The organism is Rhizobium aethiopicum (assembly GCF_900094625.1).
GTDB lineage: Bacteria > Pseudomonadota > Alphaproteobacteria > Rhizobiales > Rhizobiaceae > Rhizobium > Rhizobium aethiopicum.
Window position 1 is genome coordinate 1 of the sequence record NZ_FMAJ01000010.1, and the last position, 12805, is coordinate 12805.

Genomic DNA, 12805 nt, shown 5'->3' on the forward strand with positions numbered 1-12805 from the left:
ACTGCCGTGCGATATTCTCGGCGGTGATGCCCATGTGGTAGCCGTGGAAGGCGTCGGTCAGGCCGTCCTTGATCATTGTGTCGACCATCTTCATGTCGCCCATCTTGACGCCGCCGCGAAGATGCGCGCAATGCGGCGCCATCGACATCGATTCCTGACCGCCGGCAACGATGATCCTGGCGTCGCCGGTGGCGATCTGCTGCATGCCGAGCGCGACGGCGCGCAGGCCCGAGCCGCAGAGCTGGTTGACGCCCCAGGCCGTCGCTTCCTTCGGAATGCCGGCCTTGATCGCCGCCTGGCGGGCCGGGTTCTGGCCTTCGCCGGCAGCCAGCACCTGGCCGAGGATCACCTCATCCACCTCGCCGGCATCGACGCCGGCACGCCCGAGCGCCCCCTTGATGACGGCCGCGCCGAGTTCATGTGCGGGGACCGTTGCGAAAGCGCCGTTGAACGAGCCGACGGCTGTCCGACCTGCGCTGGCGATGACCACGGATGAATTGCTCATGGGGAGGCTCCTCGTTTTACGTCCCACTTACATAAGGGGAAACTGGCAAAGCTTTGAGCACAAGTCAAACGCGAAGACCGCTCGGCGCCATTTTTCCGGTGGCCGCCGTCAAAGCCGATTCGTTTGATCTGTTAAAGGTTTGCCGCAGCGCACAAAGAGATTGTCACCGGCCTTCTTTTGCGTTTACAGTCTGAAGTGGAGGAACATCCAAACATCAGACGGGGGTTCAGGAGACTGATATGGCGAAGAATGAGGGTCAGATTGTTATCAAGAAATACGCCAATCGCCGCCTGTATAACACAGGCACCAGCACCTATGTGACTCTGGAAGATCTGGCGGAGATGGTGAAGAGGGGCGAAGATTTTATCGTCCAGGATGCAAAAAGCGGGGATGATATCACTCATTCCGTGCTGACCCAGATCATCTTCGAACAGGAATCGAAGACCGGTAATACGCTGCTCCCGATTTCTTTCCTGCGCCAGCTCATCACCTATTACGGCGACCAGATGCAGATGGTCGTGCCGAGCTTTCTCGAACATTCGATGCGCGCCTTCGCCGAACAGCAGGCCCAGATGCGTGAGCAGGTGAACCGCGCCTTTGGCGAGACGCCCCTCGGCAAGAACCTGCAATTGCCGATGCAGATGGTCGAGGACCAGGTTCGCCGTAATACCGAGCTGTTTCAGCAGGCGATGCAGATGTTCTCGCCGTTCATGACACCGCCGGCGGCCAAGGAAAGCCGCAAGGCCGAGGCCAAGGATATCGACGAGCTGAAGGAACAGCTTCGCGCCCTTCAGAACAAGCTCGACAACCTATAATCCGATCGAAACATCCCGCCCGGCGCTGCGGATCGAAACGGCAAAGCCGCCGATTACGTCGATCAGAGCGATCGTCAGCAAAATGAAGAACACCTGCGTCGCAGCGCCCTGGACGAGCAGAAACTCGACCAGGAAGGCGATGAAGATCAGCATCGACAATATATGGTTGACGAGGTTGCCGGATCCGGTTCTGGTTGCCTTCAGGATTTCGAAGAACAACACCACGAGTGCGACGACGATGAAGAGATCGCCGAGCGACATGCTCCAGGTCGCTCCCGAGAGCATCGACAGCACGATGATGTTATGCTGCAACGCTGCAATGCCGCCGCCGCCCATTAGGCCGAGCATCGCGAGGTTGTAAAGAATAAACGGAATAATCATCAGCGGCATTGCGGCTATCATCGGCAGTCTCCTACCGCATCGGCCCAAAAATCGGAATCGATTTTCGGAAAGCACGATGCGTAGATTCAAAGAGTTAGAGCGTCCTTTGTGCGTCCGAAAAGGACGCACGGCGCTCTAGAGCAGGAAGAATACTGCCGCAAACTGTAGTCTCACCGCAAGTCACTGCAAATATTATTCTGCCGAAATGCAAAAGGCCGGCGTTAAGCCGGCCTTGAAACTGTCGATCGGAGAAGCCGGATCGGCAATTATGCGCTTTCCTTCGGCGTCAGAACCTGACGGCCGCGATACATACCGGTCTTCAGGTCGATATGGTGCGGGCGGCGCAGTTCGCCAGAATTCTTGTCTTCGACGTAGGTCGGAGCCTTCAGCGCGTCTGCCGAACGGCGCATGCCGCGCTTGGACGGGCTCGTTTTTCTCTTCGGTACAGCCATTTTTCTTACTCCACTTGCGGGCAAAACATTCCCACGGCCAGACTGGCGGCCGAAACGGACATGTCGCGATTTCGGAAATTTTGCGCGCTTATACATGCAAGGGGCGGCCTTGACCAGTCCCCATGCGCATTTTTTGCGAGGCTGATGATTCGAACCTCAGACCTCGTCTTCCGGCACGATCCAGGGCTCAGCGCGGGCCGCCTCTTCCCATTTCTGCCAGGCCGGATGGGCCTTCATCGTCTCCATATAGGCCAATGTATCTTCCCGGCTGACGAGGTCATAGATCTCGAACCGATTGACGACGGGCGCAAACATCGCATCCGCCCCGGTGAAGGCACCAAAGAGAAACGGGCCGCCGGATTTCTGCAGGAGGTCTCGCCAGATCGCCTCGATGCGGCTGATGTCGATCTCGACGCCATCCGGCAATGCGATCTTCCCCTTCGGCCTTCGGATATTCATCGGGCAGGCGCTGCGCAGGGCCCGGAAGCTCGAAAGCATTTCCATCGAGACAGAACGGGCGAGCGCCCGTTCGGCACGGTCGTGTGGCCAAAGGCCCCCGTCCGGATAAAGCTCGGCGGCATATTCAATGATCGCCAACGATTCCCAGATCTTCAAACCGCCATGCTGCAGGACCGGCACCCGGCCGCTCGGTGATATCGCCTTGATATTGGGATTGCCGCCCGCATCGTCGAAGGGGATCAGGATTTCTTCGAAATCGACGCCGGCGCCTGTCAGCGCCATCCACGGTCGGAACGACCAGGAAGAATAATTCTTGTTGGCGATGTAGAGCGTCGGTCTGTCCATAGGCCCCTCCCGTTCAGGCGTCGAAATCGAAAATCAGCAGTTCGTGAAAATGATTCATGTCCTCATAAGCGCAGAATGCCGGCGGCGTCAGCGATAACACTGTGATCTTGCGGCGGATGCCCTCGACCACGCCGTCGAGCATCGCCTGCCAGCGCGGCAAGGCTTCGACCTCCAGCCATTCGATCGGATAGGCGAAGGTGACGTGGAACTTGTACTCCGCGTGGTTCGGCTGGCGATAGCCCAGGAGATCGGCAAACGCGTCGCGCCAGGCGCGCATGCTCCTGCGGTCCTTCTCCGTCGCTCCTTCGACAAGCAGGCCTGACGGGCGTGCTCCGACCACCGCGACCTTGAAAGGCTCGGCCATCGAAAAACCGTCAAGCCGAGCCGCCAGCAGCGCGGTCATATCGTCAATCGGCGTTTCAAGAGGGAGATCGGCCGGCCAGCGCTCCCGCCGGCGCATGGTCTCGATGATGCCGTCGAAAAGCGTCATGTGAAGGCTGGAGATCGGCGTGAAGAGGAACTGCGGCGCCTCCGGCATTGCCAGATATTTCTCGCGCGCCTCGATCAGTATCGCCTGGGTCGGCGAACCCTTCTCGGGGTGGCAGACGATGGTGTTGCCGGCCTCCGGCAGGAAACCGCCGATCTTGCGATATCGGCTGCCGAGATGGGCGGGCGGTTTTTGATTGTGCGTCTTCGAGTAAAGCAGAAGCTCGGAAGACAATGTCTGGGCGGTCATGGGCGACTCGGGGCTCTGGTTGGACTGCATTCGCCCATATGGCAGAACCAAGAATGTCAGATGACGCTCGCGGCATCTAACGACAAGTTCTGATCTCATTCATAGATGCACTTGACGTAATCGCCCGAACCCTGCGCACGCCTTTCGATAACGCCGGCCAGCCGGCGAAGGCCTCGCCCGGGTTTGCCCGCTTTGCGGTCGATCGGGTTCGGCAGCGAAACGGCAAGCAGCGATGCCTGGCGTCGCGTCAGCTTTGCGGCCGGCACCTTGAAATGATGCTGGGCGGCGGCCTCGATACCATAAATGCCTGGACCCCACTCGGCAATATTGAGATAGATTTCCATCAGCCGCCGCTTCGACAGGACGAAATCCGTGGTGACGGCGAGCGGAAGCTCCATCGCCTTGCGCACGAAGGAGCGGCTGTTCCAGAGGAAGAGGTTTTTCGCCGTCTGCATCGGGATCGTGCTGCCGCCACGCGTCGCCTGACCTTTGAGCGTATCCTCGACCAGCATGCGCATCTCCGCCCAGTCGACGCCGCCGTGGAAACAATATTGACCGTCTTCGGACATCATCACCGATTGCACCAGGACCGGGGAGACCTCGTCCAACGATACCCATCTGCGATCATAGCCGCGCAGCAGCACGAGATCGCGCAGCATCAGTGTCGAGACTGGGTGGATGAAGGGCAGCAGGTAGAGGAAGATCAGCAGGTAGGGAAGGATCAGCACGGCGAGCAAGCCAAAAACGATACGCTTCAGCACAGGCCGATTTTCGAACCATTGCCGACGGACCGGCATGTCGGCAATATCCTCTCTCTCCGGCGCTATATCCAATGTCCCAAGCCCATTTCGCTCCCTCCCGCTCTCATAACGCCTGTGAGGCGCTTATGCCAGAGCACATGGGGAATCTTGCGGCAGTCATCGACAATTCCGTTGCAAGCTCCGGTGCTCCATGCCAAACAGCGCGCCATGGACGCGAACTGGGACACTTTCGAGACGAGGTTTAGGAACAACGCCCGCGAAGTCGAGGCGCTGCTCGACGCATTGCTTTCACCAGGCCCCCTCGCGGATGAAATCGCCAGGCCCGAGACCCTGCGCAGCGCCATGCATTATGCCGTGCTGAACGGCGGCAAGCGGCTGCGCCCCTTCCTCGTTGCCGAAAGTGCCGCCCTTCTCGGCGGCGATGCGCAGGCAGCACTCCGCGTCGGCGCCGCACTCGAATGCGTTCACTGCTATTCCCTCGTGCATGACGATCTGCCGGCCATGGACAATGACGATCTGCGCCGCGGCAAGCCGACTGTCCACATTAGGTTCGACGAAGCCACTGCGATCCTTGCCGGCGACAGCCTGCTGACTTATGCCTTCGACATCATCGCAGCGCCGGAGACCGCCCTTCCCGATACGAACAAGGCAGCACTGGTGCTGGCCCTCGCCCGCGCAGCCGGTCTCGGCGGCATGGCCGGCGGCCAGGCGCTCGATCTCGCGGCCGAAAAACAGGCTCCTGACGAGGCGGGCATCATCCGCCTGCAGGCGATGAAAACAGGGGCTCTGATCCGCTTTGCCTGCGAGGCGGGCGCCATCATCGCAGGAAGCCCGGCCGAAGATCGCCGCCGCCTGCGCGCCTTCGGCGAAAAGATCGGCCTTGCCTTCCAGCTCGCCGACGACATTCTCGACCTGACCTCGGATATGCTGACCATGGGCAAGGCGACCGGCAAGGATGCGGCCCGCGGCAAGGGAACGCTCGTGGCGCTCCACGGCATGGAATGGGCCGAAACCGAGCTCCGCCAGAACGTCCGCGAGGCCGAAGATCTGCTCACCCCCTACGGGGCACGCGCCTCTACCCTCACCGCTGCTGCGCATTTCATCGCCGACCGTAAGAGCTAAACTGTCGGATCAAGCCGCCAGTATCTCCTTGAGAGCGGCAACTAGGCGCGCACATTCCTCGTCGGTGCCGATGCTGATGCGCAGGAACTCCGAAATGCGCGGCTTGGCGAAATGCCGGACGAGGACGCCACGCTCCCGCAGCCCGGCCAGAAGTGCTGCGCCCGGCCGGCTTTCATGCCTTGCGAAAATGAAATTGGCCAAAGACGGCAGCACCTCGAAATCCAGCGCCTCAAGCTCGCGAATGAGGTTTTCCCGGGTGGCGATGATCTTCCGCCGGCTTGTCTCGAACCAAGCCTCGTCCTTGATCGCCGCCGTCGCGGCGACCTGGGCCAGGCGATCGAGCGGATAGGAATTGAAGCTGTCCTTGACGCGCACCAACGCCTCAATCAGGTCGCGGTGCCCGAGCGCGAAGCCGACGCGCAGACCTGCGAACGAACGAGATTTCGAAAAGGTCTGGATGACGAGAAGGTTGGGATATCGAGAAATGAGCGGCACGGCGCTTTCGCCGCCGAAATCGACATAGGCCTCGTCTATCACGACGACTGCATCCGGATGAGCAGCAAGAAGCGCCTCGATCCCGGAAAGCGGCAGGCCGATACCGGTCGGCGCATTCGGATTGGGAATGATGATCGCCCCGCACGGCCTGTCGTAATCCGACAGCCGAATCCGGAACTGATCGTCGAGCGGTACCTCGATCGCCTCGACATCATATAGCAGGCTATAGGTCGGATAGAAGCTGTAGGTCACATCGGGATAGAGAAGTGGTCGATCATGTTTCAGCAGCGCTTGGAACGTGTGGGCAAGAAGCTCGTCGGAACCGTTGCCGACGAATACCTCTTCCACCGTCACGTCGAAACGGGCTGCGATCGCCTCGCGCAATTCGATGGCGGCGGGATCGGGATAGAGCCGCAGACGATCGTCCGCCGTTTGCCTGATCGCTTCGATCGCCTTCGGTGATGGCCCGTAGGGATTCTCATTGGTATTGAGCTTGACCAGGCCGGGAATACGCGGCTGCTCGCCCGCGACATAGGGCCGAAGCTTGCTGACGATATCAGACCAGTACCGGCTCATTCGAACACGCGGGCCTTCATTCCGCTGCGGTCCGCTGGCCGAAACGCTTCTCGATATAATCGATGACAAGCGCCTCGAAATCGGCGGCGATATTGGGGCCGCGCAGCGTCAGCGCTTTCTTGCCGTCGATGAAAACGGGTGCGGCCGGCGTTTCACCGGTGCCTGGGAGCGAAATGCCAATATCGGCATGTTTGCTTTCCCCCGGCCCGTTGACGATGCAGCCCATGACGGCGACGTTCAGTGCCTCAACGCCGGGATATTTCTCGCGCCAGACCGGCATGTTCTTGCGGATGTCGTTCTGAATGTTCTGGGCGAGTTCCTGGAAGACCGTCGAGGTCGTGCGCCCGCAGCCCGGACAGGCGGCAACGACAGGCACGAACTGGCGGAAGCCCATCACCTGCAGGATTTCCTGCGCCACCTGGACTTCGCGCGTGCGGTCGCCGTTCGGCTCGGGCGTCAGCGACACCCGGATCGTATCGCCGATACCGTGCTGCAACACGAAGCCCATGGCCGCCGACGAGGCGACGATGCCCTTGCTGCCCATGCCGGCTTCGGTCAGGCCGAGATGCAGCGCGTGATTGGAACGCTCTGCGAGCATCGAGTTGACGGCGATCAGATCCTGCACCTGGCTAACCTTGGCCGACAGGATGATGCGGTTGCGCGGCAGGCCGATTTCCTCGGCAAGGGCTGCCGACAGCAGCGCCGACTGGACGATCGCCTCGCGCGTCACCTGCCGGGCCGAAAGCGGCGAGCCAGCCTCGGCATTCTGGTCCATCAGCGCCGTCAAGAGATCCTGATCGAGCGAGCCCCAGTTGACGCCGATGCGCACCGGCTTGTCGTAGCGGATCGCCATCTCGATGATCTCGGCGAACTGCTTGTCCTTCTTGTCCTTGAAGCCGACATTGCCGGGATTGATGCGGTATTTCGCCAGCGCCTCAGCGCAGGCGGGATGATCGGCAAGCAGTTTATGGCCGATGTAGTGGAAGTCGCCGATCAGCGGCACGTCCATGCCGAGCCGCAGCAGCCGCTCGCGGATCTTCGGCACGGCAGCCGCACTCTCGTCGCGATCGACAGTGATGCGCACCAGCTCCGAGCCCGCCCGGTGGAGGGCGGCGACCTGGGCAACGGTCGAATCGATATCGGCCGTATCCGTGTTCGTCATCGATTGTACGACGATCGGCGCGCCGCCGCCGACAATGACGCCGCCGACATCGACGGCGACGGAAGCGCGGCGCGGTTTCGGATCAAAATCGGCGGCTGACAACATGCAGAGTTCTTGCACCCCTAAAAACAGTGCCATTCAGGTGGATCATGACCGCTTTCTTGTCAACCGCCCACTATATCACTTTTGTACCGGTCCGGATCAGTGGCCGCCTCCGGAGACCCCATCGGCATAATGAGCCAGCTTGGAGAACATGAGAACGAACAGCAGCAGCACCGGCAGCGCCATGAAGACGACGGCAAAACCGATATGCTCGGCGACGAAGCCGATCAAAGACGGCGCGACCAGCATGCCGGAATAACCCATCGTCGTCACCACAGAGATGCCGATGCCGGGCTTGAGACCGGGAATGTTGCCTGCGGCCGAGAAGGCGATCGGCACCATATTGGAAATGCCGATGCCGCAAAAGGCAAAGCCCAGAATCGCAAGTTCTGCATTCGGCGCCAGGCCGGCAAGCAACATGCCAGCGATGGCAAACAGCGTGCAGATGCGCAGCGTCTTGACGCCGCCGAGACGGTCACGCACCAGGTCGCCAGCAAAACGCATGACCGCCATGGTCGCCGAAAAGGCCGCGAAACCGAGGCCGGAAAGCGCGACCGAGGCATCCATTTCCTGCCGGAGATAGAGCGCGCCCCAATCCAGAACCGCACCTTCCGGCACCATCGAGAACAGCGCCATCAATCCGAGCAGCCACGGCAGCGGCACCATCGGCAGCCTCGTCTTCTCCTTCTTGGCATCGGGGTGCGGGGGATCCGCCAGGATCATGGGCCAAGCGATGGCAATAAAGATTGCCGCCAGTATCGTCGCCAGCTGCGCATGGCCGAGAATGCCGAGCTTGGCGATCACGACGCCGCCGAGACCCGAGCCGATCAGGCCGCCAAGGCTCCAGAAAGCATGGCAGGACGACATGATGGCGCGACGCATGGATTTTTCGACGGACACCGTGTTGGCATTCATCGCAACATCCATCGCGCCGATGAAACCTCCGAACAGAAAGAGCGCGATTGCTCCGGTGATCACGTTCGGCGCGAGCGTCAATGCTAGAAGCAATGGTACCACGCACACGGCGGTCACCCGAACGACGACGCGTGAGCCATGCTTGGCGATCTGCGCACCGGCGACCGGCATCATGACCAGGGAGCCGATTCCGAAGACCAGAATCATCAATCCGAGCTCGAACTTGCTCAGTCCGAGACGTTCGGCAAAATCCGGAATCTTCGGCGCCCAACAGCCGACGACAAAGCCATTCATGAGAAAGAGCAGGGATACAGCAGCTCTGCTTCTGGTAATGAAGCCGCTGCGGATTCCTGGTGGCGCACTCACGTGACTGTCCATACTCGGTCTTTCCTAGTTGCCGGGCTTGGGAGCGCCCGTTTTTTCTTAACTCTGTAACGGCGGCTCAGTTCGTTTTTTCCGGAGGTGCAGCCCTGCACCAACGGTCGCGATAACCCTCCAGAACCACGGGATCCGCATCGTCTTCGATGGTCAGGCGTTGGCAATCAGCAACCGGCGCGGCCATCGCGCGGTCGTCGAGCCGCAGTCCCTCGGAATTGAGACTTTGACGCTCGCGCAACAGAAACTCTGCGTGTCCCTCCCCGGATCAACGGCTGAGATAATACAAACCTACATGAAGACAAACACTTATGATCATGTTCGCAGTATGCACGGATACACGTTTTCTGACGTGGTGAAACAAAGCTGCACCACCGACCGCACCTGACGGATATTTTCCGGGCTGAGGAAAACGAGGCGTCAGGCGCTTCGATGGATTTCATGTTTCCGCCGACGGCTTGAGAAAAATATTTGCAGTTGCTGCTTTTTTTCGCGGTTTTCTACGCTTCCGGCGCCCTAGTTTTCTGCGAATGATGCCTCACCCGATCGCAACCTCCCAAGGATGGATAGAACAATGAACTGGTTGAAAACCATCGCCGCCGCTGCCCTCATTCAGGCCGCAGCTCTCCTGCCCGCCCATGCCGGCGAAAACCTCGCCGCAATCAAATCCGCCGGCGTCATCAAGATCGGCACCGAAGGCACGTATGCGCCGTTCACCTATCATGACGAGAGCGGCAAGCTCGTCGGCTTCGACGTCGAGATCGGCGAAGCGATCGCCGCCAAGCTCGGCGTCAAGGCCGAGTTCGTCGAAGGCAAGTGGGACGGGCTCATCGCCGGCCTCGACGCCAAGCGCTACGACACGGTCATCAACCAGGTCGGCATTACCGAAGCCCGCAAACAGAAATACGATTTCTCCGAACCTTATATCGCTTCCAAGGCCGTGCTGATCGTCCGCGAAGGCGACGACAGCATCAAGACCTTCGCCGACCTGAAGGGCAAGAAATCAGCCCAGTCGCTGACCAGCAACTTCGGCAAGATTGCAACTGAAGCCGGCGCCGAGCTCGTCGGCACCGATGGTTTCGACCAGTCGATCCAGCTCGTGCTGACCAAGCGCGCCGATGCAACGATCAACGACAGCCTCTCCTTCCTCGACTTCAAGAAGCACAAGCCGGATGCGCCGGTGAAGATCGCCGCCGAGCAGGAAAATGCTGATTATTCCGGCATCATCATCCGGAAAAACGAGCCTGAGCTTCTCGCCGAAATCAACAAGGCGCTTGCCGGCATCAAGGCCGACGGCACTTACAAGAAGATCGCCGACAAGTACTTCGGCCAGGACGTTTCCAAGTAAGCTTCGTTCAAAAAAGTCCCTCCCCCTTGTGGGGAGGGGTTGGGGAGGGGTATTCCGAGGTGTCACTACCCAATCCATGAGAGGGAATGTCCCCTTGCCGCACTGGCTTCAACTGATGGCGGAATCGCTTCCCTCGCTGCTCTGGGCGGGGTTGATCTTCACCATCCCCCTCACACTGCTCTCCTTCGCCTTCGGCCTGATCCTCGGCCTGGTCACCGCGATCGCTCGCCTTTTCGGCCCGGCGCCCGTCGCGGCGATCGCCCGCTTTTATGTCTGGGTGATCCGCGGCACGCCGCTGCTCGTCCAGCTCTTCGTGATCTTTTACGGCCTGCCGAGCATCGGTATCCTGCTCGACGCCTTTCCCGCCGCGCTCATTGGTTTTACCTTGAATATCGGCGCCTACAGCTCCGAAATCATCCGCGCCGTCATCTCCTCCGTGCCGAAGGGGCAGTGGGAGGCAGCCTATTCAATCGGCATGAGCTGGCGCCAGGCGATGAGCCGGACGATCCTGCCTCAGGCCGCCCGGGTCGCCGTCCCGCCTCTGTCCAACACCTTCATCTCGCTGGTCAAGGATACCTCGCTCGCGGCCGCCATCACCGTGCCGGAGCTCTTCCAGGCCGCACAGCGCATCGTCGCCACCACTTATGAACCGCTGATCCTTTATATCGAGGCAGCGCTGATCTATCTCGTCCTGAGCTCCGTCCTGTCGCAGTTGCAGGTGCGGCTGGAGCGCCGCTTCGCGCGTTACGGCGGCATGCTGGAGGCAAATGCATGATCGAGCTTTCCAACATTGAAAAGCGCTTCGGCGATGCCGTCATCCTGAAGGACATCAGCATCCGCATTCCTGAGGGCAGCGTCACCGCCCTCGTCGGACCGTCCGGCGGCGGCAAGAGCACGTTGCTGCGCTGCATCAACCTGCTCGAAATCCCGACATCAGGCTTGATCCGCCTCGGCGAGGAGGAGCTTTCCTTCGCACCCGGCAAACGTGTCGGCTGGCAGGCGATCCAGAAGATCCGCCGTCAGACGGGTATGGTCTTCCAGAACTTCCAGCTTTTCCCGCATCAGACCGCGATCGAAAATGTAATGGAAGGTCTGGTGACGGTGCTGAAATGGCCGAGGGAAAAGGCGCGCGAGCGCGCCATGGAACTTCTGACCAAGGTCGGCATGGCGCACAAGACCGATGCCTGGCCTTCGACGCTGTCGGGCGGTCAGCAGCAACGCGTGGCGATCGCCCGGGCGCTGGCGCCGTCGCCGCGCGTGCTTCTCTGCGACGAGCCCACCTCCGCGCTCGATCCGGAACTATCGGCCGAGGTGGTCGATGTGCTGGGCCAGCTTGCCCGCGAGGGCACGACGATGGTGATGGCGACCCATGATCTGCGGCTCGCCTCGAAAATTGCCAATGACGTGGTCTTCCTGGAAGCGGGGAGCGTGGTGGAGACGGGCAGTGCGAAAGCCATCTTCACTGCGCCGGAGCGCGAACGCACCAAGCGCTTCATCTCGACGATCAACGCAGCCCACACATACGATATCTGAATGTCTCACGTGAATCGTGATTCACGTGAGACGCTTCCGCCCGAAATGCCTCAGGCAGAGGTGACGACCGAGCGCGCTGCCTTCAGCGCATTGCCCCACCAGATGAGCTGGTCGAGCTGATTTCTGGCCGCCTCGTTGAGGTGCGGGTAATCGCTGAGGCTTTTGCCTTCCTTGAGCACGCTCAGATATTCGCTGAAGGCGATGTGGACACCCGTCTTCACCGAAGCGGCGGCCATTTCAACGAAGATCAGCCTCAGATGCTCGACGGCGCGTGCACCGCCGACGCCGCCGTAACCGACGAAGGCGACCGGCTTGTGGATGAATTCACCGAGATCGATGGCATTCTTCAGGACCGCGGTCGGCGCGTGATTGTATTCGGCGGCGGTGAAAATATAACCGTCGAATTCGCGCAGTTTCTTCTTCCAAAGTTCAGCCGTCTCATTCTCCGCTGCTGTCGCGCGCGCTTCGCCGAAGAACGGCAACGGATAATCACGAAGATCGAGCACCTCGACGGCAAGCTCGGAACGCTCTCCGGCAAGGCCGGCGATCCATTGGGCGGGATGGTCGGCAAAGCGGCCGATACGCGTGCTTCCGACGATGACGGCGATTTTCAACTGGCTCATGGGGTTCTTTCCTGTTGAATGGCGGGGTCGCTGGAGCGCCGCGGCCGACAGGGCACGCCATCGATGCTCCTTGAACAGCGTATAATCCTTTAGAGTTAAA

General features: G+C 60.4%; 16 protein-coding genes. 5 read left to right on the forward strand and 11 right to left on the reverse strand.

Annotated features, from left to right (window positions below):
• Positions 1-505, reverse strand: a 505-nt coding sequence (locus GA0061105_RS20615) for an acetyl-CoA C-acetyltransferase (RefSeq protein WP_483434106.1), incomplete at its 3' end; no start/stop codon positions are given.
• 239 nt (positions 506-744) lie between these two features.
• Here GA0061105_RS20615 and phaR point away from each other — a divergent pair.
• Positions 745-1320: a polyhydroxyalkanoate synthesis repressor PhaR gene (gene phaR / locus GA0061105_RS20620; RefSeq protein ID WP_064696642.1), complete on the forward strand. Its 576-nt coding sequence runs from the start codon at positions 745-747 to the stop codon at positions 1318-1320.
• Here the strand turns inward: phaR and GA0061105_RS20625 are convergent.
• From GA0061105_RS20625 to mtgA, 5 genes are all read right to left on the reverse strand, one after another.
• A complete protein-coding gene (locus GA0061105_RS20625) occupies positions 1315-1722 on the reverse strand; it encodes a hypothetical protein (protein ID WP_092752538.1) in 408 nt (135 codons plus the stop codon). The two genes, phaR and GA0061105_RS20625, sit on opposite strands and share 6 nt — an antisense overlap.
• Positions 1723-1967: 245 nt before the next feature.
• Positions 1968-2153, reverse strand: a complete 186-nt coding sequence (rpmF, locus tag GA0061105_RS20630; RefSeq protein ID WP_003543812.1) for a 50S ribosomal protein L32 — start codon at positions 2151-2153, stop codon at positions 1968-1970.
• A gap of 156 nt (positions 2154-2309) precedes the next feature.
• On the reverse strand, positions 2310-2957 hold the full coding sequence (locus tag GA0061105_RS20635) for a glutathione S-transferase family protein (protein ID WP_092752540.1): 648 nt from the start codon (positions 2955-2957) through the stop codon (positions 2310-2312).
• A 13-nt stretch (positions 2958-2970) separates the two neighbouring features.
• Complete coding sequence (locus GA0061105_RS20640) at positions 2971-3693, reverse strand: DUF1868 domain-containing protein (RefSeq protein ID WP_092752541.1); 723 nt, start codon at positions 3691-3693, stop codon at positions 2971-2973.
• Positions 3694-3788: 95 nt separating this feature from the next.
• Entirely contained in the window at positions 3789-4526 is a 738-nt protein-coding gene (gene mtgA, locus GA0061105_RS20645; protein WP_092752543.1) for a monofunctional biosynthetic peptidoglycan transglycosylase, read from the reverse strand.
• Between the two features lie 135 nt (positions 4527-4661).
• On the opposite strand from mtgA, the gene GA0061105_RS20650 reads away from it, so the two are divergent.
• Entirely contained in the window at positions 4662-5576 is a 915-nt protein-coding gene (locus tag GA0061105_RS20650) for a polyprenyl synthetase family protein (protein WP_064696637.1), read from the forward strand.
• Positions 5577-5585: 9 nt separating this feature from the next.
• Here GA0061105_RS20650 and hisC read toward each other — a convergent pair whose 3' ends face one another.
• From hisC to GA0061105_RS32910, 4 genes are all read right to left on the reverse strand, one after another.
• Positions 5586-6647, reverse strand: coding sequence for a histidinol-phosphate transaminase (gene hisC, locus GA0061105_RS20655; RefSeq protein ID WP_064696636.1), 1062 nt, complete (start codon positions 6645-6647; stop codon positions 5586-5588).
• Positions 6648-6663: 16 nt separating this feature from the next.
• On the reverse strand, positions 6664-7914 hold the full coding sequence (gene ispG / locus GA0061105_RS20660) for a flavodoxin-dependent (E)-4-hydroxy-3-methylbut-2-enyl-diphosphate synthase (protein WP_092752545.1): 1251 nt from the start codon (positions 7912-7914) through the stop codon (positions 6664-6666).
• A 96-nt stretch (positions 7915-8010) separates the two neighbouring features.
• A complete protein-coding gene (locus GA0061105_RS20665; RefSeq protein WP_092752547.1) occupies positions 8011-9204 on the reverse strand; it encodes an MFS transporter in 1194 nt (397 codons plus the stop codon).
• Between the two features lie 64 nt (positions 9205-9268).
• Positions 9269-9442: a hypothetical protein gene (locus tag GA0061105_RS32910; RefSeq protein WP_167358570.1), complete on the reverse strand. Its 174-nt coding sequence runs from the start codon at positions 9440-9442 to the stop codon at positions 9269-9271.
• Between the two features lie 333 nt (positions 9443-9775).
• Here GA0061105_RS32910 and GA0061105_RS20670 point away from each other — a divergent pair, with 333 nt between their 5' ends.
• From GA0061105_RS20670 to GA0061105_RS20680, 3 genes are all read left to right on the forward strand, one after another.
• Positions 9776-10549 carry an amino acid ABC transporter substrate-binding protein gene (locus GA0061105_RS20670; protein WP_092752549.1) on the forward strand — a complete coding sequence of 258 codons (774 nt, stop codon included), beginning with the start codon at positions 9776-9778 and terminating at the stop codon, positions 10547-10549.
• Positions 10550-10643: 94 nt separating this feature from the next.
• Entirely contained in the window at positions 10644-11324 is a 681-nt protein-coding gene (locus GA0061105_RS20675; protein WP_088682954.1) for an amino acid ABC transporter permease, read from the forward strand.
• Positions 11321-12082, forward strand: a complete 762-nt coding sequence (locus GA0061105_RS20680) for an amino acid ABC transporter ATP-binding protein (protein WP_064696631.1) — start codon at positions 11321-11323, stop codon at positions 12080-12082. The genes GA0061105_RS20675 and GA0061105_RS20680 overlap by 4 nt, the downstream gene beginning before the upstream one ends.
• Before the next feature lie 50 nt (positions 12083-12132).
• Here the strand turns inward: GA0061105_RS20680 and GA0061105_RS20685 are convergent, their stop codons facing one another.
• Positions 12133-12705: an NADPH-dependent FMN reductase gene (locus GA0061105_RS20685; protein ID WP_092752551.1), complete on the reverse strand. Its 573-nt coding sequence runs from the start codon at positions 12703-12705 to the stop codon at positions 12133-12135.
• Between the last annotated feature and the right edge of the window lie 100 nt (positions 12706-12805).

Coding starts and splice junctions, on each gene's coding strand:
- ispG (WP_092752545.1), bottom strand. CDS start 7,914: ATGTTGTCAGCCGCCGATTTTGATCCGAAACCGCGCCGCGCTTCCGTC.
- GA0061105_RS20650 (WP_064696637.1), top strand. CDS start 4,662: ATGGACGCGAACTGGGACACTTTCGAGACGAGGTTTAGGAACAACGCC.
- GA0061105_RS20665 (WP_092752547.1), bottom strand. CDS start 9,204: ATGGACAGTCACGTGAGTGCGCCACCAGGAATCCGCAGCGGCTTCATT.
- GA0061105_RS20635 (WP_092752540.1), bottom strand. CDS start 2,957: ATGGACAGACCGACGCTCTACATCGCCAACAAGAATTATTCTTCCTGG.
- GA0061105_RS20685 (WP_092752551.1), bottom strand. CDS start 12,705: ATGAGCCAGTTGAAAATCGCCGTCATCGTCGGAAGCACGCGTATCGGC.
- hisC (WP_064696636.1), bottom strand. CDS start 6,647: ATGAGCCGGTACTGGTCTGATATCGTCAGCAAGCTTCGGCCCTATGTC.
- GA0061105_RS20625 (WP_092752538.1), bottom strand. CDS start 1,722: ATGATAGCCGCAATGCCGCTGATGATTATTCCGTTTATTCTTTACAAC.
- GA0061105_RS20670 (WP_092752549.1), top strand. CDS start 9,776: ATGAACTGGTTGAAAACCATCGCCGCCGCTGCCCTCATTCAGGCCGCA.
- rpmF (WP_003543812.1), bottom strand. CDS start 2,153: ATGGCTGTACCGAAGAGAAAAACGAGCCCGTCCAAGCGCGGCATGCGC.
- GA0061105_RS20640 (WP_092752541.1), bottom strand. CDS start 3,693: ATGACCGCCCAGACATTGTCTTCCGAGCTTCTGCTTTACTCGAAGACG.
- GA0061105_RS20680 (WP_064696631.1), top strand. CDS start 11,321: ATGATCGAGCTTTCCAACATTGAAAAGCGCTTCGGCGATGCCGTCATC.
- phaR (WP_064696642.1), top strand. CDS start 745: ATGGCGAAGAATGAGGGTCAGATTGTTATCAAGAAATACGCCAATCGC.